Source organism: Vibrio methylphosphonaticus (assembly GCF_023634655.1).
GTDB lineage: Bacteria > Pseudomonadota > Gammaproteobacteria > Enterobacterales > Vibrionaceae > Vibrio > Vibrio methylphosphonaticus.
The window spans coordinates 145,526-171,243 of sequence record NZ_JAMKMS010000010.1 but is presented as its reverse complement, the minus strand read 5'-3'; the positions used below and the strand labels follow the sequence as shown (position 1 = coordinate 171,243).

Annotated in this window: 24 protein-coding genes; 14 read left to right on the top strand and 10 right to left on the bottom strand. The window is 44.0% G+C overall.

Translation table 11 applies throughout. The features are described 5' to 3' along the window. The first annotated feature begins 288 nt into the window (after positions 1-288). Together M9196_RS13775 and M9196_RS13770 are read left to right on the top strand one after the other, a co-directional pair. On the top strand, positions 289-2,403 hold the full coding sequence (locus M9196_RS13775) for a methyl-accepting chemotaxis protein (RefSeq protein ID WP_250618100.1): 2,115 nt from the start codon (positions 289-291) through the stop codon (positions 2,401-2,403). Between the two features lie 227 nt (positions 2,404-2,630). Next, the gene (locus tag M9196_RS13770; protein ID WP_250618099.1) at positions 2,631-2,945 is read left to right on the top strand and encodes a hypothetical protein; all 315 of its coding nucleotides are present in this window, start codon (positions 2,631-2,633) and stop codon (positions 2,943-2,945) included. 334 nt (positions 2,946-3,279) lie between these two features. Here M9196_RS13770 and M9196_RS13765 read toward each other — a convergent pair whose 3' ends face one another. Beyond that, on the bottom strand, positions 3,280-3,519 hold the full coding sequence (locus M9196_RS13765; RefSeq protein ID WP_250618098.1) for an RNA recognition motif domain-containing protein: 240 nt from the start codon (positions 3,517-3,519) through the stop codon (positions 3,280-3,282). A 220-nt stretch (positions 3,520-3,739) separates the two neighbouring features. Here M9196_RS13765 and M9196_RS13760 point away from each other — a divergent pair, with 220 nt between their 5' ends. The 5 genes from M9196_RS13760 to M9196_RS13740 all read left to right on the top strand — a co-directional run bounded on the left by M9196_RS13760 (position 3,740) and on the right by M9196_RS13740 (position 7,973). Further along, complete coding sequence (locus M9196_RS13760; protein WP_250618097.1) at positions 3,740-4,015, top strand: hypothetical protein; 276 nt, start codon at positions 3,740-3,742, stop codon at positions 4,013-4,015. A gap of 40 nt (positions 4,016-4,055) precedes the next feature. Next, entirely contained in the window at positions 4,056-4,832 is a 777-nt protein-coding gene (locus M9196_RS13755) for a metallophosphoesterase family protein (protein ID WP_250618096.1), read from the top strand. Positions 4,833-4,896: 64 nt separating this feature from the next. After that, positions 4,897-6,054 (top strand): winged helix-turn-helix domain-containing protein, encoded by a 1,158-nt coding sequence (locus M9196_RS13750; protein WP_250618095.1) that lies wholly within the window; start codon positions 4,897-4,899, stop codon positions 6,052-6,054. Positions 6,055-6,820: 766 nt separating this feature from the next. Next, positions 6,821-7,378 (top strand): alkyl hydroperoxide reductase subunit C, encoded by a 558-nt coding sequence (gene ahpC / locus M9196_RS13745; RefSeq protein ID WP_250618094.1) that lies wholly within the window; start codon positions 6,821-6,823, stop codon positions 7,376-7,378. Positions 7,379-7,634: 256 nt separating this feature from the next. Further along, positions 7,635-7,973 carry a HopJ type III effector protein gene (locus M9196_RS13740; RefSeq protein WP_250618093.1) on the top strand — a complete coding sequence of 113 codons (339 nt, stop codon included), beginning with the start codon at positions 7,635-7,637 and terminating at the stop codon, positions 7,971-7,973. Positions 7,974-8,271: 298 nt separating this feature from the next. Here M9196_RS13740 and M9196_RS13735 read toward each other — a convergent pair whose 3' ends face one another. The 3 genes from M9196_RS13735 to M9196_RS13725 all read right to left on the bottom strand — a co-directional run bounded on the left by M9196_RS13735 (position 8,272) and on the right by M9196_RS13725 (position 10,305). Further along, positions 8,272-8,457, bottom strand: a complete 186-nt coding sequence (locus M9196_RS13735) for a hypothetical protein (RefSeq protein WP_250618092.1) — start codon at positions 8,455-8,457, stop codon at positions 8,272-8,274. Between the two features lie 464 nt (positions 8,458-8,921). Then, positions 8,922-9,650 carry a Fic/DOC family protein gene (locus tag M9196_RS13730; RefSeq protein WP_250618091.1) on the bottom strand — a complete coding sequence of 243 codons (729 nt, stop codon included), beginning with the start codon at positions 9,648-9,650 and terminating at the stop codon, positions 8,922-8,924. Continuing rightward, positions 9,637-10,305 (bottom strand): type IV toxin-antitoxin system AbiEi family antitoxin domain-containing protein, encoded by a 669-nt coding sequence (locus M9196_RS13725; protein ID WP_250618090.1) that lies wholly within the window; start codon positions 10,303-10,305, stop codon positions 9,637-9,639. Before M9196_RS13725 ends, M9196_RS13730 begins: the two co-directional genes overlap by 14 nt. A gap of 606 nt (positions 10,306-10,911) precedes the next feature. Here M9196_RS13725 and ahpC (M9196_RS13720) point away from each other — a divergent pair. The 3 genes from ahpC (M9196_RS13720) (at position 10,912) to M9196_RS13710 (ending at position 13,940) form a co-directional block, all read left to right on the top strand. Continuing rightward, a complete protein-coding gene (gene ahpC, locus M9196_RS13720; protein WP_250618089.1) occupies positions 10,912-11,469 on the top strand; it encodes an alkyl hydroperoxide reductase subunit C in 558 nt (185 codons plus the stop codon). 242 nt (positions 11,470-11,711) lie between these two features. Then, positions 11,712-13,304: an alkyl hydroperoxide reductase subunit F gene (gene ahpF, locus M9196_RS13715; RefSeq protein WP_250618088.1), complete on the top strand. Its 1,593-nt coding sequence runs from the start codon at positions 11,712-11,714 to the stop codon at positions 13,302-13,304. Between the two features lie 204 nt (positions 13,305-13,508). After that, positions 13,509-13,940 (top strand): DUF3010 family protein, encoded by a 432-nt coding sequence (locus tag M9196_RS13710; RefSeq protein ID WP_250618087.1) that lies wholly within the window; start codon positions 13,509-13,511, stop codon positions 13,938-13,940. Between the two features lie 117 nt (positions 13,941-14,057). On the opposite strand, the gene M9196_RS13705 is transcribed toward M9196_RS13710, so the two are convergent. The 4 genes from M9196_RS13705 to nagB all read right to left on the bottom strand — a co-directional run bounded on the left by M9196_RS13705 (position 14,058) and on the right by nagB (position 20,093). Further along, entirely contained in the window at positions 14,058-14,903 is an 846-nt protein-coding gene (locus M9196_RS13705) for a universal stress protein (protein ID WP_250618086.1), read from the bottom strand. Between the two features lie 9 nt (positions 14,904-14,912). Next, positions 14,913-16,400, bottom strand: coding sequence for a SulP family inorganic anion transporter (locus M9196_RS13700; RefSeq protein ID WP_250618085.1), 1,488 nt, complete (start codon positions 16,398-16,400; stop codon positions 14,913-14,915). 429 nt (positions 16,401-16,829) lie between these two features. Then, positions 16,830-18,962 carry a DNA helicase RecQ gene (recQ, locus tag M9196_RS13695; RefSeq protein WP_250618084.1) on the bottom strand — a complete coding sequence of 711 codons (2,133 nt, stop codon included), beginning with the start codon at positions 18,960-18,962 and terminating at the stop codon, positions 16,830-16,832. 330 nt (positions 18,963-19,292) lie between these two features. Further along, on the bottom strand, positions 19,293-20,093 hold the full coding sequence (nagB, locus tag M9196_RS13690; protein ID WP_250618083.1) for a glucosamine-6-phosphate deaminase: 801 nt from the start codon (positions 20,091-20,093) through the stop codon (positions 19,293-19,295). 325 nt (positions 20,094-20,418) lie between these two features. On the opposite strand from nagB, the gene M9196_RS13685 reads away from it, so the two are divergent. Then, positions 20,419-20,916, top strand: coding sequence for a fasciclin domain-containing protein (locus M9196_RS13685; RefSeq protein ID WP_250618082.1), 498 nt, complete (start codon positions 20,419-20,421; stop codon positions 20,914-20,916). Between the two features lie 141 nt (positions 20,917-21,057). Here M9196_RS13685 and M9196_RS13680 read toward each other — a convergent pair whose 3' ends face one another. After that, positions 21,058-21,480 carry an organic hydroperoxide resistance protein gene (locus M9196_RS13680; protein ID WP_250618081.1) on the bottom strand — a complete coding sequence of 141 codons (423 nt, stop codon included), beginning with the start codon at positions 21,478-21,480 and terminating at the stop codon, positions 21,058-21,060. Positions 21,481-21,603: 123 nt separating this feature from the next. Between M9196_RS13680 and M9196_RS13675 the strand changes: the two genes are divergently transcribed. The 3 genes from M9196_RS13675 (at position 21,604) to M9196_RS13665 (ending at position 24,293) form a co-directional block, all read left to right on the top strand. Continuing rightward, positions 21,604-22,044, top strand: a complete 441-nt coding sequence (locus tag M9196_RS13675; RefSeq protein WP_319946348.1) for a MarR family winged helix-turn-helix transcriptional regulator — start codon at positions 21,604-21,606, stop codon at positions 22,042-22,044. A 3-nt stretch (positions 22,045-22,047) separates the two neighbouring features. Continuing rightward, positions 22,048-22,992, top strand: a complete 945-nt coding sequence (locus M9196_RS13670; protein ID WP_250618079.1) for a LysR family transcriptional regulator — start codon at positions 22,048-22,050, stop codon at positions 22,990-22,992. 278 nt (positions 22,993-23,270) lie between these two features. Beyond that, positions 23,271-24,293, top strand: coding sequence for a DMT family transporter (locus tag M9196_RS13665; RefSeq protein WP_250618078.1), 1,023 nt, complete (start codon positions 23,271-23,273; stop codon positions 24,291-24,293). Between the two features lie 122 nt (positions 24,294-24,415). Here the strand turns inward: M9196_RS13665 and M9196_RS13660 are convergent, their stop codons facing one another. After that, a complete protein-coding gene (locus tag M9196_RS13660; protein WP_250618077.1) occupies positions 24,416-25,552 on the bottom strand; it encodes a BamA/TamA family outer membrane protein in 1,137 nt (378 codons plus the stop codon). Positions 25,553-25,718: the final 166 nt, after the last annotated feature.

The following is a 25,718-nucleotide window of genomic DNA, read 5'->3' as shown; positions in this document are numbered from 1 at the left end:
GTTTATTGGAGGTATGTTTATTGGAACTGCTGGAGTATTACAGGTCCTGTTTAGCTAAATTTATCGTCGTAACAAGGGTTTCGTCGAACTCGTCGTTATAAACAAATGCGATTCTTGAGCCAACATGGTGCCCGCTTCGCACTTTGTTGGTGCGCGTGAGACTATGAAACTCCCCAGATTAGTGCCTTAGCTCACCTTTTTCTCTATTCTATCTAAAAAATCGATATATTTCAGTTAGGTACGTAAATTGCAAAGTAGTCAGTAAATCGCAATTAAAGGGAATTGATCATGGATTTAACTCATTCAGAAAGACATTGGCTACCGTGGTTAGGGAAAACCGGCAAGGTCGCTATGAAGATGTCATGTTTTGCAAACCGACGACGTCAGGTAGAGCTGGAGCAAACATTTGAAAGTATTGCGGAGACACGAGTCAAGCTCCTGACGACGTGGGCAAATAATCAGTGGCGCTTTCTGGAGGATGCGGCATTCTATTTGTCATCAAAGTCGGAGCAGGAATACTCGGAAGCTTTAACATTGCTGCTGAGTCGAAGCCGTGACTTTTCTGAGCTCTTTGTTGTCAATGACGAAGGCAGAGTTTCACATTCCACCTATCTTCCTCAGAACAATGAAAAAGTTACCCAAGCCAAAGCGCTCGATCTCGGTCGCTCACAACCGTTTTTACATGGACCTTATGTTGATCCAGTGACCACCGCTGTTGGTCCATCTTCCTCGACATTTCACGATGCCGTAACACTGATGTTCTATCAGCCCATCTTGCTTAGTGACGGCGAAAAGAAAGTACTGTGTGGCCGAGTGCCTAACGATGTTTTAGGCGATTTAATTCAACGTGAAGCCGGGCATATTTACACAGAATCAGGTGATAACTACCTGTTCATGGTGGAGGCGAAATTTGACCCAAGTATCCCACAAGGCTCAGCGCTTTCTCGGTCTCGATTTGAAGATGCCACGTTTTCTCATGGTGAAAATTTAAAACAAGGCATTTCTACGGACTGGGGAGAAGTGAAAATACGAAATCACACGGAATTTGAGGTCATATTCAATGATCCAGCGACGAATCAGCTGCATCCGGGGGTACGAGAGACGATTCGTCATGGACGTAATCTATTTGTCGATTATCCCGGCTATTCAGACTATCGACATATCCCTGTAATAGGTAAAGGTGTCACATTTTCGTTGCCGGGCTCAATGGATAAATGGGGCATGATGTGTGAATCAGATTTAGAGGAAGTGCATCGTCATCGCTCTGTGACAAGACGATTGACGTCGCACTTTTTTCTATCTGTGTTGTTGGTGACGTCTCTCCCTGTTGTATTGCAATATTTTCTTTCGTGGTCAGCTTATATGAGCGCGGGTGTATCCTTGGTGTTTGCTTTGGCAATGACCGTGTTGTTCCAGCAACTGACCGCTAGACCGTTGGTAAAAAGTCTCGAGCAGATGACAGGGGTGATGAAAGTCCTTGCTGAAGGAGACGGCAATTTAACACAGCGACTTGACGCGTCGAAATTCAAGTCTGATGAAACCGGTGATCTGGGACGGTGGACAAACAGCTTTATCGATAATTTAGAAACGGTGGTACTTGAGCTAGTTTATGCGAGTCGAGAAGTGAATAAGGTTTCAGAGTCGATGTTCCGCTGCAGCCAACGTTTGTCGAGTTCAAGTGAAGACACCGCCAATTCAATTTCTCACTTGCTTGAACTTTCTGGTAAGCAAGGTAACGAAATACAGTCAGCAAATGATAATGCGCATGAGATGCATGGATTGATGACTGACTCGGTTGAGCATGCACAAAGTGAATACGTTAAAGCTCGAGACAGCGCAGAGTCAATTAAGCAGATCGTACAGGCGTCGGCGACCAGTGTGAATGATGTGAATACTGAAATGGAAAAAATTGGCGATATCGTGACGCTCATTACTGATATTACAGCACAGACGAATTTGTTGGCGCTCAATGCAGCGATTGAAGCGGCTCGTGCTGGTGAGCACGGACGAGGGTTCTCTGTGGTGGCTGATGAAGTGAGAGTATTAGCGGATAGAACCGCCAATGCGGCGCAGGATATTGGGCAACTCATGAATCAATTACGCCAACAGTCAGAAAAAGCAGTGGGTACAATGCATCAAGGCATTCGAAATGTGGAGAGTAATTCTCAGCTCATCGATGCTTCGCATAAGAATGAACAACTGCAACTTTCGGTGAACTCACTATTTGAAGCGATCACTGATCTTGCCAGCATGAGTTCTAGCAATGCGACAACGGCGGAAAAAGCGGCGAATTCAACAGATACACTTCAACATCAATCTCAACAGCTCGCACGAAGGACAACACTGATGCAAAATGCTATTTCTAGACTTGATCAATTAGTGGGGCGGTTTGAAGTGTCTTAACCGCATTTTCATTCCTAATGTTTCGCGACCCTATCGTTTTTACAAGCCTAATGCCTAATATCGGTGCGAAAGTGATAGTCATGGTGATTGCGCGCGTCTTGTTTACTTGATGTTTTTCAATAGGTAATGAATGCAAATTGATCTAATACAGTTAACCTATCAGTCTGAATGGGGTAACATCCGAGACTATGATGTAAATGCCTGATTAAAATGGAATTGAATAGTAGATGTTGTTGGAACGAATTGCTGAAATCATTGAACTTACTGATAGTGACCACCTCGCTCAAGCGATGGAAATATTTAACCAAAACGGTTCGGTATTAGATGAGTACTTACCGTTTTTAAATGTTGTCTTTGAACAAGCTCCGGAACTATTGGTAATGCGGCTGAGCAAGCTTGGATTTAAAGGCACTATAGTGATTACCCAGGTTAATGGTACTGAAGGTTTTAGTGGTTATATGCTTTACGATGCTGAGCGAATTACCCATAAGAGGACGTTAGCGCCTGTTACAAATGAGGCGGTAGTTCTTCCTGCTGAGTAGTAATGAGTTTCTCTAGGTTACTTATTATTGTTGTAAATGCGGGTGGTTTTAGTGAGCTAAATTACGAGCGTCCTTCATTTCTACAGTGTCGGGTCTGACTTCTTGCCGACGCTATCATCTCTATATTTTTAGTTCTGTACACAGTCGAATTTTAACGGCTTACACTCGCTACGGAGCGAGTTAACACACGATCAAGTAATGCGCGTTTTAGCTTTCGATATTCAATAAAAAAGCCAGTCATTTTAATTTCATAATGACTGGCTTTTCTTTGCGTCGTAGCATGCTAACGTTAATGTCGTCTCATGGCTAAGGCTAGCGAGACAAAGCGTTAAGCTTAACCTTCTGCGCGTTTTACTCGGATTTTGCTTTTGGCAACGTCGCTAAGGTTCAGTGCCGCGATAGCTGCTTTAGCTTCATCGTCGTTTGGCATTTCAACAAAAGCAAAGCCCTTAGACTGACCTGTTTCTTGGTCTAGAACGAGTGTGCATTCGCCCACAGAGCCATGTTCTGAAAAAAGAACACGAATTTCATGCTCTGTCGTGGTGCGCGCTAGGTTGCGAACTAAAAGTTTCATAATGAACCGTTTGATATAAGAATTCCATCGGCGATTGTCTCAGGTTAGCTGGTGCAAACCAAGGGATTATTGATACCCAACCCATTTTATTATTCACACTCACCCGCTTTATTATTCTAACTCTCGAAAGTGGATAGTTATTTTTGAGCAATGGCGTATCTCAGAGTAGACTGTCTCCTATGAAATTTTTGATAAAACGACAGATTCGAAAGGGGAACGGGTGAGTATTCATCGTCATAATATCGTGGGTGGGCTTTTCGCACTGATCGCCCTGTTTTTGAGTGTCTTTTTTATTGTAGAGGGCTCTCAGTTCCCTATTTACCAATGGATCCCAGAGGCGTTTAACGGCTTGGTCTTTAGTTTCGTTTGGGGATTTGGCGTGTCGAAGTGGGTCGGTAGTGCTTATGCCGTGATGAGCTTTGTCACCATTGCCGTCGTGAGCTTTGCTTGCGGACATAAAGTCAGTCGTATGTTGAACTCTGACCAAACTGAATAGTTCGCGCTAAGGTAGGCGCAAAAACACAAGGAGTGTGTTGTTGAAAAAATTTGCAGTGATCTCAGACATTCACAGTAATGTGTATGCCTTAAAAGCGGTGGTCGCCGATGCTCGCGCAAAAGGAGTCAATGATTTTATTAACTTGGGCGATATACTTTATGGGCCTATCGCGCCTCGTGAAACGTATGAATATTTACGGACATTGAACGCACTGACAATTTGCGGTAACCAAGATAGACAGATCTATCAAGCCACGCACAGTGACGTGCAATCTAATCCTACGATGCCGTTTATCTTGCAAGATCTAGGGGCAGAACCCCTTACTTGGATGAGGCAACTTCCTTTCGATTCTCGTGTTTTACCCGACTCTCGGCCACTTTCATTACCTGCTGATATTTATGCGTGTCACGGTACGCCTAGTGATGACCTGACTTATCTTTTAGAGGATGCCTCTTCTGGACGAGCCGTGGTTCGCGAAGATGCCGAAATTATTGATCTATTGGCGGGTATCACGGCCCCTATCGTTCTTTGCGGGCACACACATTTACCTCGCTGTGTTCAAGTATCGACTGGGCAATGTATCGTCAACCCAGGAAGCGTAGGTTTACCGGCTTATGAAGATGATGAACCGTTCCCACACGCAATGGAAACGTATTCGCCTATGGCCTCTTATGCGGTAATTTCGCAAACCACAGAGGGAAGCTGGGATGTGTCATTCAATAAAGTGGCCTATGATGTCTCGAAAGCCGTTGAGGCCGCCCGCGCTCAAGGACGTCTGGATTGGGTTCATTTTTTGACAACGGGTCGTCGTCAATAATGACAAGTAGCGATTCTAATGAGTTGAGCGCCTATGCTCAAAGCGCGCTATAAAGGGAGTATGCATGGCAAATTCGCAGGCACTATCGATGCCAGAAGCAAGAAAACTGGTGTTATTGTCACAGCAATTACCTTCGAAGCAGCAAAAAGGCACCGCCCACCACGCCACCTTGTCTGCGATTGAACATTTAGGCTATGTGCAGATTGATACGATATCGGTTGTTCAACGCGCCCATCATCATACTTTATGGAATAGAAACCGACGTTACCAGCCAGAGCACATTGATCACCTAACAAAAACACGAGATATCTTTGAGTATTGGTCCCATGCCGCCGCATACTTACCTATACGTGATTATCGCTTTAGTTTGTTCCGTAAACTCGCCTTTAAGGAAGGACGATTACGTCATTGGTATCGTGATGACCGTGAGTTAATGCAGCAGGTTCACGAGAGAATTAGAACTGAAGGTCCATTAATGGCAAAGGATTTCTCTGGGGCCCGTCACAGTAAAAAAGGGTGGGGCAGTAAACCCACTAAGCAGGCATTAGAGTGTTTGTTTATGCAAGGCGATCTTATGGTGACGGCGCGCCATAATTTTCATAAGGTTTATGATTTAACTGAACGCGTTATTCCGGCTGACTCGGATGTTAATGTCCCTTCCGAGTATGACTATGCCCGCTTTTTAGTGATGCAATATTTGCAGGCCAATGGTCTTGGGCGGGTGAGCGAAATGACCTATCTACTCAAAGGGTTAAATACGGCGGTGAGTGGTGTGGTTGATGCCATGATTGAAGACGGGGAGCTCCTTGTCGTGAATGTTGAAGGGGATCGTTATGTTGCACTATCTTCTGCTCTTTCCTTGCTGAATCAGCCACTATCACGAGCCAAGGCTGTTATTCTATCCCCCTTCGATAATTGCATTATTCAACGTAAGCGTATTAAAGCCTTATTTAATTTTGACTATCTTCTTGAGTGTTACGTACCAAAACAAAAACGCCAGTTTGGTTACTTTTGTTTACCGATATTGTGGGCTGGGGAGCTGGTGGCAAGAGTGGACTGTAAGGTCAACAAAGCAACGGAGATCCTTGAAGTGTTGCATTTGGCTCTAGAGTTAACGTTGAAAGAAACCGCAGTATTTATGGAGGCGCTAGAATTAGAACTGCAGCAATTTGCTCGCTTTAATGGCTGTCGCACGTTCAAAATAGTGCGGATAACGCCATAAAATTTACGTTTTTAGGCATGGCATGGCATGAGGTAATTGGTTTCGGGGGCTTTACAGGATTAGCTATAGGATTAGTGATGCCAAGCCTCGCGTATTGGTTTACCACAGGGCTTTCGAAGGGCAAAAAAAACGCAGCGGGTGAGCGCTGCGGAATATAAAGATAGTAATCAAAACCAGAGGGCTGAGTTTCCGGTTGAATTCTCTATAGGATGATCGGCTACTTTGTGAGTAGTGCTTAGATCTTATCGGGATCGTTCAGTTTGAAGAATTAGACTAAAGAGGTATAAATAGTATGATACTTACAAACTTAGATTGCATCTTTGTTGTGTGCTTTTAGTGTAAACAAGCATGTGGCTATTTTTGGTAGACGTTTGCTTGTTTTATCAAGTCTACTTTCCTCTGTAGACAAAGACGCTCTTTGCCTAAGTTCACCTCCTGCTTACGGCGGTCAATGGGCGGCTACTGTTCGTGTCACACCGGCATGGAATTGATTTACGCTTCCAGATTAAGCAAAGCCACTATTGGGCAGCTGTGTGCTGAGTCCTGTAGTTAGCAGTATGTTTCTGGTTTGTCAGAGTTTGAATCGGTCAAAAACTGTCGTCGACTGACTTTTAAATAACGCATGGTTACGTTTGATAGGAATGACCTATTAAATAGATAGGAACAGACGAATTTCCTAAAACTCTCCGATGTTGCAATATACCTCCATCGGCGCAAAACAGCGCTTAACCTTCTAAAAAAGAACACGTTAAGAGAGAACGACATTATGATTAACACGACTATCAAGCCATTTTCAGCAACCGCATTCAAACAAGGCGACTTCGTAGAAATCACCGAGCAAGACGTGAAAGGTAAGTGGGCAGTCTTCTTCTTCTACCCAGCAGATTTCACATTTGTATGTCCAACAGAGCTGGGTGACCTTGCAGACCATTACGCAGAGCTTCAAGCACGTGGCGTAGAAGTGTACTCAGTATCAACAGATACTCACTTCACTCACAAAGCATGGCACGATAGTTCAGACACTATTGGCAAAATCAATTACTACATGCTGGGCGACCAAACAGGCAACATCACCAACAACTTCGGTGTGATGCGTGAAGGCCAAGGTCTTGCAGACCGTGCAACGTTCTTAATTGACCCAGAAGGCGTGATTCAAGCCATGGAAATCACAGCTGAAGGCATTGGCCGCGACGCCGAAGACCTAATGCGTAAAGTCAAAGCAGCGCAATACGTAGCGGCTAACCCTGGTGAAGTTTGCCCAGCAAAATGGAAAGAAGGTGAAGCGACATTAGCACCATCCCTAGACCTAGTTGGCAAAATCTAAGCGAGCATCTTAAGTTAGCGAATACCAACTAACTAATAATGAGTTTAAACGGAAGTTTGAGCCGGTTACACGCCCCAATATCGCCTAGCGAATTGGGGCGTGTGCTTTTGTGGCAAAGCAAAGGGGCTGTTCCAAGTGATAAGCTAGCGGCGAGATCGTAACTGTCCGTCACAAGTTTTTCTGCTTTTGTATCGCCACCTTATATTTATCTGATGATATAGTGCAGTTTCTTATCAATAGAGAGGGAGGAGATAATATGGATAAATTTTTAGAGTTGCTGGCGACAAAGCCGAATGAAATCATGTTTGAACAGACGATGCAAGTGATTGACGAACATTTTGATTTTAACCCAGTCAGCTTTGTAAACGGAGAAACCGAAAACCAAGCAGGCCAAAATAATGGGTCTTGTAAGATTTTTGCTTTTGCTCAGATACAGGGATTAGGTGAGTCATCTACGCTGGCCTGTTTTGGTCAATTCTATCGTGATGACGTTTTAAAGAATCCCAATGGCAGCGATCACGCCAACATTCGTAACTTTATCCAACACGGTTGGGCCGGTATTCAATTCGATGGTGTTGCGTTAACAGAAAAGTAAGCCTTTGACATGACTCATGTCAATAGCCCCGCCTTATAAACAAGCCCATCCGAAGTATCAGCAAAAAATTCTATCTTGCTCACCTTAGAGGTTAAGTTGAGCAAGGTGCGATGAGTTCAATAGTATGCGTAATGGCTTTACTATTCTCCAAGCCGCTTCGTTAATCATACTGCCGTTGTTGCGATTGTGACTTTCCGCACGTTGAAACTCATTTTTGGACAATTCCGTGTCAGTGAATCTACTAATTTAGATATTTATGGATTACTTCGAGTAAGGCGAATCGTGCCTTACTCGTTTGTTAGGTGACAGCAATGCCTATCGAAAAAGTAAAGCTGATTTGATTGTGTCTATCATCAACACCTATATTACGACTAACCAGTTCACGGTGTGTGATTAATGATATGACGTCCTGATTAGCGGGGCTATTTCCGTCATAGCCTAAATAGGCTGTACCAATCGCAATACCTAATATAAATGACTTCAAGTTGCCCCTGTCACCTAACTCCGCCATAATCGACAGCTGTGCGTGAAGCGAATTTTAGGCTGCCCTACCACTAAGTGGCGATGGCTAATGGCGTTGCTGTCATTGCCTTTTAATATCTTCCGTAGTTCTTGCTGCCATCGGTGTCTCAATATCCAATGCTTGAAACTCATCGAACCATTTATGTATTTTTGGTGATGATTTAACAAGTTGTGCACAATACACCTGAAGAAACCCTACCAGATTTCCAAGTGCTAATTCAGGAGAATCAAAATTATATGAATAAGATTGTAGTGGTCAACTAATTTAGCAAGATGCGGATAACTTTAGGTATTGGAAAGCCGCTTGGTAAGGCGGTCTACGGCAACTGGTAAAATTTTAGATAGAGGCAGGTTTGCTCAACAATCGGATTAAGCACTGGCTTCGTAGCGCTTAATCCTTATTTGTTATGGTGCACTTAGTAACAGCTACTCTACTCGCTCTCGTTCCAATTTATACGCTAAATACTCTCGAGAGACCTGTTCATCAGAATAATCGCCATCAACATTATTCGTTTCACCGACACCATCTAGTCCTTTTATACTTTTAATTGAACCGCCCCATGAATCCCGATTTCTAGATGAGCTTATAAATTGAGAAAGATATGCGTTTAAAGATTTATCTCTTGGCTTCTCAATCTCTTTACTCAAGGCAGTCAAGTATTCAAACTTCGTCGTTTTTTCCCACTCTATCGAGAAACCTGCTCGGTGACACAACTCAGTATGAATTAACAACATTGTACGACCATTTCCGTCTAGGAAAGGGTGACCATAGGCAAATAAGCCCATAACTTCACCCGGATTAGCCCGCATGTACTCTTTGTCTTGACCTAACCGCAACCCGTAATCAATTGAAAGCTGTATTTCCATAGGGTGACAAAACTTAACGCCCGCTTTAGATATAGCTTTATCAGGCACTAACTCATTTCTATCCTTACCTGCCCATGGATAAATTTCTGAGAATAATATTCGATGGACCTCTAGGAAGTCACTGTATGCAATCTCTTCTCTTTTTGATAGGTATTCTAATGCGTCATCTAGACCAGCACGAAACATCGTATGCTCTAGTTCTCTAATTACATTAGGATCTTTTTCTTTGAACCTATTTTGTAAATAGCCGTTTTCCTCAAAGTCTAAAAAAGGGTCAAAGACTGGCATGACGTTCCCTTAGATAATTAACTGATAACGAAGCAACTTGTTGCATTGATAGCTTTCCAGCTCTTTTTAATGCAACTAGTAAGTCCTCAACTTGATCATGTTTAACCTCATCTCCTGCCAATGAGGTCACCGAATCGGCAAATTGATCTATTGAACTGTATGTGTAAAAAACATTATGGAGCTTAGCCAGTGCTAACACGTACTCTCTAATATTTTTTTTCGGTATTCTCTCGACCGACTCCACATCACGGTTCTTATCACTCTGACTTTTCTTATGGCTTCTAAGTATGATTTTTATACCATTAAACTTCAAAACTCTTTCCGTACGCGAAGACTTTGTTTCAACAACTAAAGTGGACTTTGGTTTGGCGTTTTTTAGCTCTTTAGCTGCATTGCCGTACAATTGTATGCCTAGCTTTTTCAAAGTGTCTCTAACCACTTGATCTGCAGGAGCACAGGTTTTTACCTCTCCGCCCATAAAATGAGCTTTTGCATAAAACCCTCGTGAAATTCTCAACAACTCGCCATTATCAACTAGCTTAGATAAAACGAAAGTAACTTGAGATTGACTACCAAGCGAAGCTAAGTCTGAACGTGAAAAAACAGCATCTTTACGATGTGTTATCGATTGTCTAATACGAGTTTCAAGCTTCATAAAATGCACCTACTAAAACACACAGCTTCATTTTAACAGCAACAGGAAGAACCATCAAATTAATAGATGTAAAACAATAATTTAAAGTAAAAACAAGCTCTTATAAACCGTCAAAAGTTGTAGTGAATTAGAACTGAGATTGTGTTGGCACATAACGCTTTACCTACGGTTCAAACCCGTACATCACCTTATAAAACCGAATGTATATCAACTCAAAGCTGCTCGAACTATCGATCATCAAGCTATGTACAAATCTGTATTAGAGGTTCGTATTAGGTTTAGTAATACTCCTCTATTGGGGGCCAAGCACACTTTGGGGCAGATCTACGTTACGACGATCTACCCCGTCAGTGTGATCACCAAGCGACTTTGTACAGTCCTGTGTTGATTTCTGCTTAATGACAGAATTTGGACAATATGGAATAGCGTGTTGTCGAGTGTTACAACTCACTCTCTCTCAAACCGCACTCCTTTAATAGGAAACTCCTATCAAATAGATAGGAACAGACGAATTTCCTAAAACTCTCCAATGTTGCAATATACCTCCATCGGCGCAAAACAGCGCTTAACCTTCTAAAAAATAACACGTTAAGAGAGAGCGACATTATGATTAACACGACTATCAAGCCATTTTCAGCAACCGCATTCAAACAAGGCGATTTCGTAGAAATCACAGAGCAAGACGTGAAAGGTAAGTGGGCAGTCTTCTTCTTTTATCCAGCAGATTTCACGTTTGTTTGTCCAACAGAGCTTGGTGACCTTGCAGACCATTACGCAGAGCTACAATCGCGTGGCGTCGAAGTGTACTCAGTATCAACAGACACGCACTTTACTCATAAAGCATGGCACGACAGCTCTGACACAATCGGCAAAATCAACTACTACATGCTGGGCGACCAAACAGGCAATATCACGAACAACTTTGGTGTGATGCGTGAAGGCCAAGGTCTTGCAGACCGTGCCACGTTCCTAATTGACCCAGAAGGTGTTATCCAAGCCATGGAAATCACAGCTGAAGGTATTGGCCGTGACGCTGAAGACCTAATGCGTAAAGTCAAAGCAGCGCAATACGTAGCGGCTAACCCGGGTGAAGTTTGCCCAGCAAAATGGAAAGAAGGTGAAGCGACACTTGCTCCGTCTTTAGACCTAGTTGGCAAAATCTAAGCTGGCGTCTTAAGCCCGCCAAGTACTCGCTAACAACCCGTTAGCGTTAGCAGAAATTCGAGTCCGTGTTGCACGCCCCACTGTCGCTTTTATTGTCTCTACCATTGGCACATAAAAGTGGGGGCGTGCAGCCCTTAAACAGTAAATATAGTTATTAACCAAACATCAAAAGGGTCTCTTTTTTATTCATCCCTTTTTAAATTCCTTCTGATGTTAAGCAGTCTTATAGAGTAGGTATCGTTATGTTAGATCAAGCAATGAAGCAGCAGCTAAAAGCGTATTTAGAAAACGTAAAAACCCGAGTTCAATTGGTTCTCAGCCTTGATGACAGTGATACAGCAAGTAAGATCCAGTCTCTTGCCGATGACATCGCATCACTAAGCAGCAAAATTGACGTCGTTCGTGACGATGCTGCAAGTCCGAGAAAGCCTGTGATGCGCGTTGTTAATCCAGAAAAAGGCACGGCAATTGGTTTTGCTGGCCTGCCAATGGGTCATGAATTTACTTCACTTGTGCTCGCGCTGCTGCATACAGGTGGTCACCCAATCAAACTTGAAGCAGAAACGATTGAGCAAGTAGCGCAGCTCAACTCGCCACTTGATGTTGAGATTTTTATCTCGCTATCATGCCAAAATTGTCCAGAAGTGGTGCAATCTTTCAATATGATGGCAGCCATTAACCCACTGATTAATGCCACTATGATTGACGGTGCAGCATTCCAAGATGAAGTGAAGCAGCGCGATATTATGGCGGTGCCAAGTGTATTCATTAATGGTGAGTTGTTTGGCCAGGGTCGCATGTCGCTAAACGAAATCTTGAATAAAGTGGACACTGGTGCCGCTGAAAAGAAAGCTAACCAACTTAATGAAACCGCACCTTTTGATGTTCTGGTTGTTGGTGGTGGTCCTGCGGGTTCATCTGCCGCTATCTATGCGGCGCGTAAAGGCATTCGCACCGGTGTGGTTGCCGATCGCTTTGGTGGTCAAGTCATGGACACCATGGCAATTGAAAACTTTATCTCAATGAAATCCACTACCGGCCCGAGTTTAGTAGCGAGCTTAGAAGAGCATGTAAAAGAGTACGGGGTTGAAGTGATTACAGAGCAACGCGCGGCAACCATCATTGATGCAGAAGATACCGAAGACGGCTACACGCATGTGGTATTGGAAAGTGGCGCAGTACTCAAAGCTCGATCTGTTATTACCAGTACTGGTGCACGCTGGCGTGAAATGAACGTTCCGGGTGAGCAAGAGTATCGTAATAAAGGTGTGGCTTACTGTCCTCACTGTGATGGCCCGCTATTCAAAGGCAAGCGTACTGCGGTTATCGGTGGTGGTAACTCAGGTATTGAAGCCGCTATTGACCTAGCTGGCATCGTTGAGCATGTTACCGTGCTTGAATTCGCCGACACGCTTCGCGCTGATCAAGTATTGATCGACAAAGCAAACAGCACAGCTAACATTGAGATCATTACGATGGCTCAAACCACGGAAGTACTGGGTGATGGCACGCGGGTTACTGGTCTTGAATATAAAGACCGTAATACGGATGAAATTAAGCGTGTTGAGCTGTCAGGTATCTTCGTTCAAATTGGTCTAGTACCAAACAGTGAATGGCTGAAAGGCACCAACGTTGCATTGTCGCCGCGTGGCGAAATCGAAATTGATGCGCATGGCGCGACGAGTATGAAAGGTGTATTTGCGGCGGGTGATGTGACCACAGTGCCATACAAACAAATTATTATTGCGATGGGCGAGGGTGCGAAAGCAAGTTTAGGCGCATTTGATTTCTTGATTCGTAATCCAGCTCCTGTGAAGGAAGTAGAAGCCGCCTAATACTCGCTCACGATGAATATCATTTAAACCACGCCACTTGCTAGCACGAGTGGCGTTAGTGTATTAGACAAAGGGTATTTAATGGTAGCTTTAGACGTATAGCGGGTTTAGTGGTCACTTTGAGTTGGTTGATTCGCACCTTATACTGGTACACAGTGGCAACGCATCGTATAATCGCAGGTTCATCAAAAACAAGGTAATGAAATGAAAATTTGTGGTGTTGAAATTAGTGGTAATGATGCAATTGTAAGCCTGTTGTCACTATCTGACGGAGTGTTTACCATTCTTGATTGCCGAGTGGCAAAAGTATCCATAGGTGATGCAAACGACACTCAAAAAATGAAAGATTTTCAGTTTTCGTTCGCTAAATTAATGCAAGATTATCAGGTTGAAAACGTTGTGATTCGCCAACGCCAGACCAAAGGTAAGTTCGCGGGTGGTGCTGTTGGTTTTAAACTTGAAGCGGCGATTCAACTGATCGATGGGATTTCCGTTGATGTTGTGCCTGCAACAGAAATTAAAGAGCGCTTGAAACGAAACCCACTTGCGGTTCCGTTTAAAGAAACGGGTCTTAAGCAATATCAAGAGCAAGCCTTCCTTGTGGCTTATGCGAGCGTCATGAATTCGAACGGCTAAGTATCGTTTGGGGAAGCGATTATTTCTCGTCGCCTTCCCCTTTAATGATGACCTTCCAAAACGCGCGCTTAACGACGCTTGAGACTTTTCAAATTCGTTGCCTACATATGCCGTTCGTTATCGAATGAGCAATAAGGGCACCTCGCTATTTGCCAATACTTTCGTTGTATTACTGCCGACAAACACCTGCCTTAGCTTGGAATGCCCATAGGCACCCATGACAATCATACCTACCTTATGTTGTTGCTGGTAGGTGAGTAGGGCCTCATCAATGGGTCCATTGAGACATGCTGCTGTCACTTCCATTCCAGCGCTCTTTAGTTGTTGTTTCGCCTGCTCAAACGCAACACTTTTGGTTGATGACTCATCAATCGTCGTGAGGTGGCAGGGCAGTCCTTTTAGTAATGGGGTTCGAGTGGCCTTATCAATTAACTTCTGACTAATTGGACTACCATCAAAGGCGATCATATAGGAATGAGGGGCTTTGAAGTGATCACTAACTACGAGAATATGTTCATCTACTGCTCGAATGACGCTTTCTAATTGAGATCCGATAATATTCTTACTGCTGTGATGCTCGCCTGACTTTCCAATGACTAATACTCGTAATTCGCTAGTGAGATCGGATAAGGTCTCTAGTAAGCTACCGTGTCGTTGCAATTTTTTGACGTTACTGACGCCGTCACGGCATGCCCATTCATAGGCGGAATCGAGCATTTTATGGCTATGTTCTAGCATGATTTTACTGCGTGTTTCATCGAGTTTCGCTAATTCATCGAGCAACTCTTCTTGGCTACCTAGCCCAATTTGGCCTGAGAATTCACTTAAAACTGGGCGTGTTGTTTTATCAAGCGCATGAAACAGAACAAGCGGTGCATCAAGCGTCTTCGCCACCCAAGCGCTTCCCTCACAAGTCGAAATCGTCGACTGAGAGCCATCAATACAAGCGATTATGTTTTTCATATTTTATCCTTAATGTCCGGCCAATAACTTTTCTACTTCTTCTGGCTTATCGTGCACGCCAAATTTGTCCACGATGGTACGCGTTGCTTGGTTCATGCCAATTAGATTGACTTGAGTCCCTTCGCGGCGAAATTTAACGACGACTTTATCTAACGCCGAAACGGAGGTGACATCCCAAAAATGCGCTGAGGATAAATCGATAGTGACGGTTTTGATGACTTCTTTGAAATCAAATCCCCCAATAAACTTATCTGCAGACGCAAAGAATATCTGCCCAGTTACGGTGTATTTACGACAATGGTCTTCCGTTGTTTGGTTTTTCATCACCATCATGCGGCTAATTTTATTGGCAAAGAATAAAGAGGCGAGTAATACGCCAACCAAGACACCAATGGCAAGATTATGAGTCGCGACGACAATACTGACAGTTGCAAGCATCACGATATTGGTGGAAAGGGGATGCTTTTTTAAATCTGCAATTGAGCGCCAAGAAAAGGTGCCAATGGCTACCATAATCATGACTGCGACTAACGCGGCCATGGGAATTTGTTTGAGCCATGGTCCAAGAAATACCACCATAACGAGTAGAAAGATGCCCGAGGCTAAGGTTGATAGACGACCACGTCCGCCTGATTTTATGTTTATCATTGACTGTCCAATCATAGCGCAACCTGCCATCCCGCCTAAAAAACCAGTACAAATGTTGGCAATTCCTTGGCCTTTGCATTCCTGATTTTTGTCACTTTGGGTATCGGTTAAATCGTCAACTATGGTGGCTGTCATCATGGATTCTAGTAGACCGACAACCGCCAATCCGGCGGCGTAAGGAAAGATGATGAACAAAGTGTCTAAGTTGAGTGGTACATCCGGCCAAAGAAAAATGGGTAAGGTGTCGGGTAAATCTCCCATGTCGCCAACTGTTCTCACATCAACCCCAAACATCATTGTGATAATGGTGAGGGTAATAATGCAGACTAAGGGGGATGGGATTAATTTTCCAATAACAGGCACATAGGGGAAGAGATAGATAATCGCAAGCCCGCCGGCCGTCATGGCATAGACATGCCAAGTGACATGAGTCAATTCGGGTAACTGCGCCATGAAAATTAATATCGCTAGGGCGTTAACAAAACCTGTCACCACAGAACTAGAGACAAAACGCATGAGATCACCCAGCTTTAAATAGCCTGCTAGAACTTGTAATAGCCCGGTTAAAACCGTCACCGCAAGTAGGTACTCTAACCCATGCTCTTTGACAAGCGTCACCATTAATAAGGCCATTGCTCCAGTAGCTGCGGAGATCATACCGGATCGTGAGCCCGTGAAGGCGATGACAACAGAAATACTAAATGAGGCGTATAAGCCTACTTTAGGGTCAACACCTGCAATGATTGAAAAAGCGATGGCTTCGGGAATAAGCGCTAGAGCGACAACGATACCTGCTAGCAGGTCGCCACGGATGTTCGACATCCAATCGAGTTTGAAGTTTTTGTACATTGAATTCTCAATTTTTGCACGGCAAAACGCACCAGATAATATCTGGGGAAAGTGGTGCTTTGATGAATTTTTGGCGCGACAAATTAGCCTGAAATTGGCTGATTTTAATAAGCGCGAAGGTCAGCATGGCACTAAGGGTAGTCCAGTACTTTAGTAGCAATGAATGCTATAGAGAGGGGGTGGAGCGTTTAAGGCGGCGTAATTAACACGGTGATTAATATCCTCTTACATTTTGAGTGTGGCGAAATCATACGCCGATATTGATAGGAAGAATACTACAAATTAGATTAATTATTTTGATGGCTGGTTTTTTGAGCACCATCAAGGGTGTTTTGCATTGAAGAGCGTTATATCTCCTCAATGCAATGGCCACATCAGAACCGTTAAAGTTTTTAATTCTAATACTGTTGTTCTTGGCGAAATGACTGGCTAGGAAATGGATTTTTGGGAAGTCGCGACCATTTTTGCAAGTACGCATTTTAATTGCCCGTAATCATAACGTTGCTCGAAGTGTTCATGCAAAGGCTTGATCTTTCCTTCTGATAAAATATTGAGCGTGATAGCTTGTGCGATGATGGTATCGATCTCTGATGAAGACAAATCAAGGACTTGTTCAAGGTCGCATGCACCATTTTCTATGGCAATCGCTAGGTGTGCCAGCACCGTGGCCTTTTTTATTTGGCGCTGCTCTGCGATGTCATCAGCACTTAAACCACGCTTTAGCATGGATAATGATTCTAACTCAGTGTCGGTGAGCGTATTTTCATGCGCCATTTTAGGTGTGATTGCGGCTAGAAAGCGATCGCCATATTTTTCAATTTTAGTGTCGCCGAATCCTGAAATTTGGCTAAGCGCGGCTTTTGATAGGGGACGCTCTATGGCTAATGCTTGTAAGGTGGCATCGTGACAAATCATGTACGCAGGTACTTGTTGTTCAGACGCTAAGGCAGAGCGTATCACTTTCAACGCTTCGAACTGTTTGCTGTCTGCTGACGTTAACCCAAGGTGTTTTTGTTTCTTTGTTGATGCCTTATTGGTTGAAGCGCTTCTTAATGTCCTTAGCTGTATTGGCCGTTGGCCTTTTAGGAAGGGGCGACACATTTCAGTTAGCCTCAAGCTGCCATGATTACCGTGTACTTCAAGTAAGTTCATGGCCAGTAATTGTCGAAAAACGCCTTGCCATTGTTTGGCAGACAGGTCAGTCCCGATACCAAAGGTCGAAAGGGTGTGGTGTTGGTTTTGTTCAATTCGTTGGTCAGTCTTTCCAAGTAAGATATTAATGAGGTAGCTCACCCCAAATCGTTGCTCGGTTCTAAATACGGTAGACAATGCTTTTTGCGTTGCTTCAAGGCCGTCCCAAGTCTCAGGTGGCGAGACGCAGTTGTCACAGTTTCCACATGGCGTCTTTAACGTCTCACCAAAGTAGGCAAGTAAAGATTGTCTGCGGCAACTAGCAAGGTCGCAGTAGCCTAATAAGGCATTGAGCTTTTGCAAAGAGGTGAATTTAAATTGCTCATTGGCGTCAGAGTTTTGCACCATCTGCCTTTGCAGCACCATGTCTTGCATGCCGTAAGCCATCCAAGCATTAGCGGGTTCGCCATCACGACCAGCACGTCCAGTTTCCTGATAGTAGGCTTCAATGCTCTTTGGTAAGCTCAAGTGAGCAACAAAACGAACATCTGGTTTATCGATACCCATTCCAAATGCGATAGTTGCAACGATGATAATGCTATCTTCACGTAAAAAACGCTGTTGGTTTTGGGCGCGTTGTTCATTGGACATGCCTGCATGATAGGCGAGCGCTTGTTTTCCTTGGTCGCATAGCCACTTTGTTGTTTCTTCGACTTTTTTACGCGATAAACAATAAATGATACCCGCATCATTGGCATGATGAGTTTCAATAAATGACCATAGCTCTTGCTTGGCGTTACTGAGGTCCGAAACGTGATAGTGAATATTCGGTCTATCAAAGCTGTGTACAAACACCTGAGCGTCTTGCAACCCAAGCTGCTCAACAATTTCATCTCTTGTCCGGCTGTCGGCCGTTGCGGTCAGAGCAATTCTTGGCACTGACGGAAAGCGTGCTTTTAGAATGCTGAGTTTTTGGTATTCCGGTCTAAAGTCATGACCCCACTGGCTTACACAGTGAGCTTCATCGATAGCAAACAGTGATAAATGAGTTTGTTCTAAAAGTGATAAGGTTCTCTCCATTAATAACCGCTCAGGGGCGACATAGAGAATTTGAATTTCACCCATTAACAGCTGCTGCTCAACCGCTTGCTGATCATAAGGACTGAGAGACGAATTGAGATAAGCCGCTTTTACTCCAATTTGATGTAACGCATCCACTTGATCTTGCATCAATGCGATCAGTGGTGACACTACGATACCAACGCCCTCACGCAGAATGGCAGGGATCTGATAACAAATGGATTTACCACCACCTGTTGGCATCAATGTTAATGCATCTTGACCTGAGATTAAGGTGTCGATAATAGTGGCTTGTTGATGGCGAAAGTCATCGTAACCAAAAAGAGATTTGAGCAGTTGTTTTGGCGTCATTATTGTCAGAGAGAAAAGATTGATGTAGGTAGTGTCGCAACCTCACTCGCGCTTTTCAAGCCTTGTTCTGCCTTGTTAGAGTCGACTCACGAGAATTTGCTATTTCGATGTTGGTAAAGTTGTAGCCGAGAGGATGTTATTCTAGAAAGAAAGAAAGAAAGAAAGAAAGAAAGAAAGAGATGTCGGGCCTAGCTTGGCATGTAAGCCCGACATTTACGGAGCTTTGGAATACGCTAGCACTCCATTGCTAGTCACTTTTTGTATCTAGTGACGTCTTTTTAGAACAAAAGGTAACAGAAAAGTTCCGTTACCCTTTGTCAAAAAGTCTTGTTATAGATCTTTGATGTTTTCTACTTCAAGTTCGTTGAAGTATTTAACCGTCTTCACTTTTAGTTCTTGTTGTGCAGCTTCATCGGCAACGATGATAGCTTTACGGTGCATTTGCAGCGCAGTAACGGTCCACATGTGGTTAACTGAACCTTCAACTGCCATCTGTAGTGCAAGTGCTTTGTTGTGACCTAGTGTTAGGATCATCACTTCTTCGGCATCAAGTAATGTAGCAACACCAATGGTTAGCGCGTATTTAGGAACTTGGTTAATGTCACCATCGAAGAAACGAGAGTTCGCAATACGAGTATCTTCAGTTAGAGTTTTGATACGAGTACGAGACGCTAAAGAAGAACCTGGCTCATTGAATGCAATGTGACCGTCGATACCAACGCCACCCATGAACAGATTAATTTTGCCGTATGAGCGTATTTTTTCTTCGTATGCTGCGCAGTGAGCATCGATATCTTCAGCTTTACCATCGAGTAAGTTGATGTTTTCTTCTTGTACATCAACATGGTTGAAGAAGTTATTGTACATGAAAGAACGGTATGACTCTGGGTGGTTAGGGTCGATGCCTACGTACTCATCCATGTTGAACGTCACAACGTGTTTGAAACTCACTTCTCCAGCATTATAAAGCTCAATCAGTGCTTTATAAGTAGATAGCGGTGTACCACCAGTCGGCAGACCAAGTACAAATGGCTTGTCAGCCGTTGGTTGGAAAGCGTTGATGCTTGCTGCAATATGACGCGCTGCCCATTTACCTACTTGTTCTGCTTTTTTTAATGGAATAAGTCTCATGTTCTTCCCCTAATAGAAAAATTTGTGTGTGCTGAAACATTAATTCGCATTATAAAATAAGTTTTTCGAGTCGGCTATTACTTTTCTATGAATTTTATGTTTTTTCTTGATCGAGATCGCTAATGTGGCGAAATTCTCATTTAACGGCATGAATGGTTGGTCAAACCTGGGGCTAATTTTTGTGAGTAAATAAAGTAGAGGCTTAATTGAGTGGATTATTAAGCTTCTTTATTTTCAGCATGGAGTGCATGAAAAATGATCGTTGGGTGAGGTTGTGACGTAAGCAGGCGGTGAAAACCAAAAAACAACAGAAAAGGAAGCCAACATGTTTAAGAAAATGACGTCACTTCTATCAATTGTCGCGGCAAGCTTTTTATTTATGACCGGAGCGCACGCTGACCACCACGGGATGAAAAAAGACATTGTCGATGTCGCTGCAGATAACGGTTCTTTTAATACACTTGTCGCGGCGGTGAAAGCAGCAGGCTTAGTTGAAACTTTGAAAGGGGATGGACCTTTCACAGTTTTTGCCCCTACAGATGAAGCATTTGCTAAGTTGCCAGCCGGTACCGTTGATATGCTTTTAATGCCAGAGAACAAAGACAAGCTGGTTGCGATTCTTACATACCATGTTGTACCGGGCAAAGTAATGGCGGCTGATGTTGTCAAATTAGATAGCGCGGCTACGGTAGAAGGTCAAATGGTGACTATTAAAGTGGACGGAGGTAGTGTGATGGTTGACCAAGCCAATGTTGTGGCGACCGATGTTGCGGCCAGTAATGGTGTGATTCACGTCATTGATGCTGTATTAATGCCAAAATAATTCTGTCTTAATGCCCCTAGGCTCGACCCAATGTCGAGCCTATACAAAAAGAGCGCACCACTTCGTCATCTTTTCTCGTTGAAAGGATAGAAGTGAGGGCGCTCTTTTTTATTCGAGATGACAAGCGTAATCGGTCAACGATTAAAGGGCTTGTCCATTAGCGGTTACCTTGACATCAACATTGCCACGTAAGGCATTTGAATACGGGCAAACTTGGTGAGCGACCTTCACAAGTTCAACGGCTGCTGACGTCTCTAACTCAAGTGTTACGTCTAACGCCACATCCAGAACAAACCCACCATTTTCGTTTGCTTTTAGCGCAACGACGGCTGTCGTCGGTGCTTGCTTTAGCGGGATTTTTTGCTGTTGTGCGACATGCAATATGGCATTAGAAAAGCAAGCGGAATAACCAGCCGCAAACAGTTGTTCAGGGTTGGTTGCGTTACCTGTTCCACCAAGTTGCTTGGGATAGGACAGCGCAAGATCAAGCATGCCATCATCCGTTTTTACTTGGCCATTTCGGCCTGCTAGTGCTGTTGCTGAAGTAGTGTATAGAGCGCTCATGGCAATTCCTTTCGTTATAGGGGTTACTTTAATTGCTAACAATTAGGTTGTGTGCAAACTATATTGATCATTTGTGCCTTTTGCAAGTATATTGTGCACAACTTAAATTTTTGGTTCATGATAATGGATGTAAATAGCCCAGATAACTTAGATATTGATAAGCAAGTTTGTTTTGCTTTGTATAGAGCAAGTAACACGTTAACACGCGCCTACCGTCCGATTTTGGATACACTGGATCTCACGTACTTACAATATATGTCTATGTTGGTACTGTGGAAAAAGTCACCAATGAATGTCAAAAATATTAGTCAGGACTTAAGTATAGATTCTGGTACGTTGACACCGTTGTTAAAGCGATTGGAACAAAAAGGCTTAGTACTGCGCCAACGCTGTGAGAATGATGAGCGCGCCAGACTCATTTCTTTAACAGACGCCGGTTGGGCATTGAAAGAACAAGCGGAGGCGGTGCCATCAGCGATCGCCTGTAAAGCAAAGCTTTGTGTAGAGGATGCGATACAACTGAAGCGTCTTTGTGATCAACTAACAAATAATCTAATGGAATAGATAATGGACTTCGACGGACTGTCTCGTGTCAGCTTTAAACATTTAACGGCTTTGCATGTGATGTTGGATACCAACAGTGTCACGAAATCGGCAGAGATTTTATCTGTGACGCCCTCAAGTGTGAGCAAGACGATAGCGCAACTGCGGGAACTTTTACGAGATGAATTGTTTTACCGAGATGGGACACAGCTTACCCCTACTCGCTATGCATTAAAAATCGCCCCATTGGTTCACTCGATGCTGGCAAGTATGAACGGACTACTGAACCAAACAAACTTTATCCCTCATCGATTTGAAGGGCGCTTTTCCTTGTCGATGCGTGAAAGTACTTTTGAGTTGTTTGCGAAACCATTGGCTCATTTGACGAATGACTATATCCCGAACGGCAAACTTAATATTCTTACCAAAGCAAAGTATGGCTTTGATGCACTCATGAGTGGGCAGGTTGATTTTATTATTTTGCCCCATGACGTGAGTCAGCCTCCCACTAATATGAAAGATCTCATTTGGGAGCCTATTGTAGAAGATGAATTTGTTTGTTTGATGTCACCAACCCATCCGCTCGCCGATGAAGAGCTAACCATTGAAGCGTACCTAGACAGCCAGCACGTTGGTATTACGGACTCTGAGCTGAATCGCCCTTACTTTGAGCAATCATTGCGCCAAACCCATCGCGATCGTGATGTAAAAGTCATGCTGCCAGATTTTGGTTCAGCAGCGATTTTGTGTCACCAGTCCAATTTACTGTTTACTTGCTCTAAAAAGTGGGCAGATGTCGCCATGCAAGCAAAGGGGTTAGTGGCAAAACCAGCACCGTTTGATTACGGGCGTCTGGGTTACAGCCTTGTTTGGAACAAAGCGAGTATTAATGACCATTCGATTCAATGGCTGTGTAATTACCTTCGTGGATTGATTGATACTCACATGGATAGCGAGAAGGATCGCTAGACAACAGAATGAATAATGAATAATGAATAGCGTTCTGCTCGTTGCCTGAATCATGTCATTGTTCGCTCATTATTGACAAGGTTGCATAATCACTGATTTGTCCGTAGTGTAGTGAATGCTGATCTATGGAGAATAGAATGACACACGCAATGACCTACCTCTGGCTTCTTCTGCTTATACCTGTAGCCCGGTAGGTAACACTGTGCCTGGCTACGAGTAACGTAGTTAGGTTAGCCCTTCTCCATTTCTCGTAGCCCCAAAATATAAGGGAGATGAGAATGGCCAACCGCGACACTATGCATAATAGTAACTCTTCTATCCAACAAGCAAACGTTAGCAATCATCAACATGATGAAGCGCCTAAGCGAGATGCGTTAATAGGTACGGCTAACGTGGCCTGTGAGTCACTGCCGACCAAAAAACTGTTAACAGGAATATTGTTGGCGCTGCTCGGCGCAGCACTCTTTTCAATCAAACCTATTTTGATCAAAATCGCGTATCAGTACGGGGGCGATACTACCTCTATCATGTCGTTGCGCGCGTTCAGCTCGCTGCCTTTTTATTTGGTCGTATTCGTCTTTCTTTGTCGTGACAAAGAAAGACGAAAGAAAGTACGAAGTCATGGGCTCAATGCAGCGGCGCTTGGCGTGTTGGGGTATTACGGCGCCAGTTATTTAGATATTGAAGCGTTAAGCTATATATCTGCACAATTAGAACGATTGTTGCTGTTTTTATTCCCCAGTTTTGTGGTTCTTATTTCATGGCTATGGCTCAAGCAAAAACCCAGTGCGAACGTGTTGAAATCGGTAATGATTGGTTACGCCGGGATCACGCTCATTGTTGTTCATGATGTCACTTCATTGGGTAGTGACGTCTGGCGGGGAAGTGCACTCGCGGTGAGCTCAGCGTTGGCGTTCGCGTGTTATTTAGTGCTTAGTAAGCCGGTCATTAGTCAATTGGGCAGCACGGCGTTTACCAGTATTGGTATGGGTAGTGCTGGTCTTGCGATTTTAGTGCATTTGCAGTGGTCAGATACTGATGTTACGCAGTGGAGTATTGAGCTTGTGTCTTTGGGTCTCGCCTTAGGTGTAGTTTGTACCGTGATACCGTCTTATTTGATGGCGGGTGCCATGGCGCGGTTAACCGCAACGGAATTCAGTTTGACGGCAAATGTAGGCCCTGTCATCACGGCTATTGCAGCTGTCACCGTTCTAGGAGAGTCTTTTACGATATTCCACGCATTAGGAATGCTATTGGTGATCATCTCGGTTTATTGGATGACTAAGCCTAAATCGGAATGAGGGTGCACTATATACACGCTATCGCTGGGGTATGAATCCACGTACAGGTTTGATTCACAACTCTAGCGATAGTGGTGAGTAGAGCCAGTGCTATGACATTGGCAGATGGTAATTCGGTAGACTTACCAGGCGCCACCAAACTGAATATACGTTGTCCACTCCTCTGGACCTTTGGCAACATCTACACCCATTCGTAACCCTAATTGCCGTGCTAATAAGTAACGAAAGCCACCGCCACGAGTGTAGTGTAACTTGGCTTGACCGATACTCTGATCGTGATTGAAGGCCGTCCCTGCGCCAGCGAATGCCAGTACTGTCCAACGGTCATCGATATCGTAACTCAACTCTACTTCGCCCAGTGCGGTGTTGTCAGCTTGGTAGCGCATAGCGGCGATGCCGCGCATATCGACAAATGGTTTAGCGTAGATAGAGGCAGGAAACTCAACATTCTCCGATATCGATTTCGCATCCGCACGCAAGCCTAAGCCCCAGTCTTTCGATAAGCGTCGATAATTATGAACGTACGCATGGTATTTTTGATAGTTGAATTGCCCACCAAACGCTTTTCTATGATGATCGACTTGGAATTGTGCTTTAGTCCCCTCTCGCGGGGCAAATTGATTATTTCGACTATCGTATAAAACTCGCCACCCTAAACGTCCATCCTTAGAGTCGGTGTTGAGATCTTGCTGTCCCGCAATGGTCGACTCAGATGACATGTAGCTGTAAGAGCCGCCCAAAAAAAAGTTACTGTAACCTATTCGTACATCGAGATCTTGAAAAAAGTAGCTACCTTTGAGGCTAAGGTCGGTGGCACCGAGTTCTGGTACAGGATAAAACTTGAGGTTGAATGTCGCGCTGAATAATCCACCGAGATACCTCACTCGATCATTGAGCCAGTTACCCGAATGAAACCCTCCAACCATGTTACTGCCATTGCTCGTGCCTAGCGCCATAACGCCCGACACACTGGCAGGTATATCGCCTACATGTTCACCTGCGAGACGTTTGGCTTCGCGTTCTTCCGATTCGTGGAAAAAGAGCAGTGCTGCACCGCCGCCAAAACCTACGGCTGGGTCTGTGATCGTCAGGGGTACAGGTAAGAACCCTACAGCGTTGTCTAGAATAAATTGGCTGCCATCTAAGCGACCGTCTTCAGGATCGATAAAAGAGTCCATTAGGCTCGCGTTAGCTTGGAGCGGAGAAAATAAAGTCAATGCAAGTAGAGGAGGCAATGAAAGTGTATAGGATCTTTTCATGGGTCGTTTAATCTTAATTTATAGGCAAAAAGTGCTCCTTGCATTTAATGTCATTATAAACAGTAACTTTCAGTCCTGAAGTCAGCGTGGCGTGTATTATCCTTGATTATTTTTTAACTTCAAATATGTGTTATTTATATAATGAATGGTTCCTGGTTCAATATTG

Excerpts from the sequence above, each read along its gene's own strand:
- ahpF (WP_250618088.1), top strand. The coding sequence starts at position 11,712 with ATGTTAGATCAAGCAATGAAGCAGCAGCTAAAAGCGTATTTAGAAAAC.
- M9196_RS13765 (WP_250618098.1), bottom strand. The coding sequence starts at position 3,519 with ATGAAACTTTTAGTTCGCAACCTAGCGCGCACCACGACAGAGCATGAA.
- nagB (WP_250618083.1), bottom strand. The coding sequence starts at position 20,093 with ATGAGACTTATTCCATTAAAAAAAGCAGAACAAGTAGGTAAATGGGCA.
- ahpC (WP_250618089.1), top strand. The coding sequence starts at position 10,912 with ATGATTAACACGACTATCAAGCCATTTTCAGCAACCGCATTCAAACAA.
- M9196_RS13740 (WP_250618093.1), top strand. The coding sequence starts at position 7,635 with ATGGATAAATTTTTAGAGTTGCTGGCGACAAAGCCGAATGAAATCATG.
- M9196_RS13730 (WP_250618091.1), bottom strand. The coding sequence starts at position 9,650 with ATGCCAGTCTTTGACCCTTTTTTAGACTTTGAGGAAAACGGCTATTTA.
- M9196_RS13710 (WP_250618087.1), top strand. The coding sequence starts at position 13,509 with ATGAAAATTTGTGGTGTTGAAATTAGTGGTAATGATGCAATTGTAAGC.
- M9196_RS13750 (WP_250618095.1), top strand. The coding sequence starts at position 4,897 with ATGGCAAATTCGCAGGCACTATCGATGCCAGAAGCAAGAAAACTGGTG.
- recQ (WP_250618084.1), bottom strand. The coding sequence starts at position 18,962 with ATGACGCCAAAACAACTGCTCAAATCTCTTTTTGGTTACGATGACTTT.
- M9196_RS13775 (WP_250618100.1), top strand. The coding sequence starts at position 289 with ATGGATTTAACTCATTCAGAAAGACATTGGCTACCGTGGTTAGGGAAA.
- M9196_RS13670 (WP_250618079.1), top strand. The coding sequence starts at position 22,048 with ATGGACTTCGACGGACTGTCTCGTGTCAGCTTTAAACATTTAACGGCT.
- M9196_RS13680 (WP_250618081.1), bottom strand. The coding sequence starts at position 21,480 with ATGAGCGCTCTATACACTACTTCAGCAACAGCACTAGCAGGCCGAAAT.
- M9196_RS13725 (WP_250618090.1), bottom strand. The coding sequence starts at position 10,305 with ATGAAGCTTGAAACTCGTATTAGACAATCGATAACACATCGTAAAGAT.
- M9196_RS13665 (WP_250618078.1), top strand. The coding sequence starts at position 23,271 with ATGGCCAACCGCGACACTATGCATAATAGTAACTCTTCTATCCAACAA.
- M9196_RS13770 (WP_250618099.1), top strand. The coding sequence starts at position 2,631 with ATGTTGTTGGAACGAATTGCTGAAATCATTGAACTTACTGATAGTGAC.
- M9196_RS13675 (WP_319946348.1), top strand. The coding sequence starts at position 21,604 with ATGGATGTAAATAGCCCAGATAACTTAGATATTGATAAGCAAGTTTGT.
- ahpC (WP_250618094.1), top strand. The coding sequence starts at position 6,821 with ATGATTAACACGACTATCAAGCCATTTTCAGCAACCGCATTCAAACAA.
- M9196_RS13700 (WP_250618085.1), bottom strand. The coding sequence starts at position 16,400 with ATGTACAAAAACTTCAAACTCGATTGGATGTCGAACATCCGTGGCGAC.
- M9196_RS13660 (WP_250618077.1), bottom strand. The coding sequence starts at position 25,552 with ATGAAAAGATCCTATACACTTTCATTGCCTCCTCTACTTGCATTGACT.
- M9196_RS13705 (WP_250618086.1), bottom strand. The coding sequence starts at position 14,903 with ATGAAAAACATAATCGCTTGTATTGATGGCTCTCAGTCGACGATTTCG.
- M9196_RS13685 (WP_250618082.1), top strand. The coding sequence starts at position 20,419 with ATGTTTAAGAAAATGACGTCACTTCTATCAATTGTCGCGGCAAGCTTT.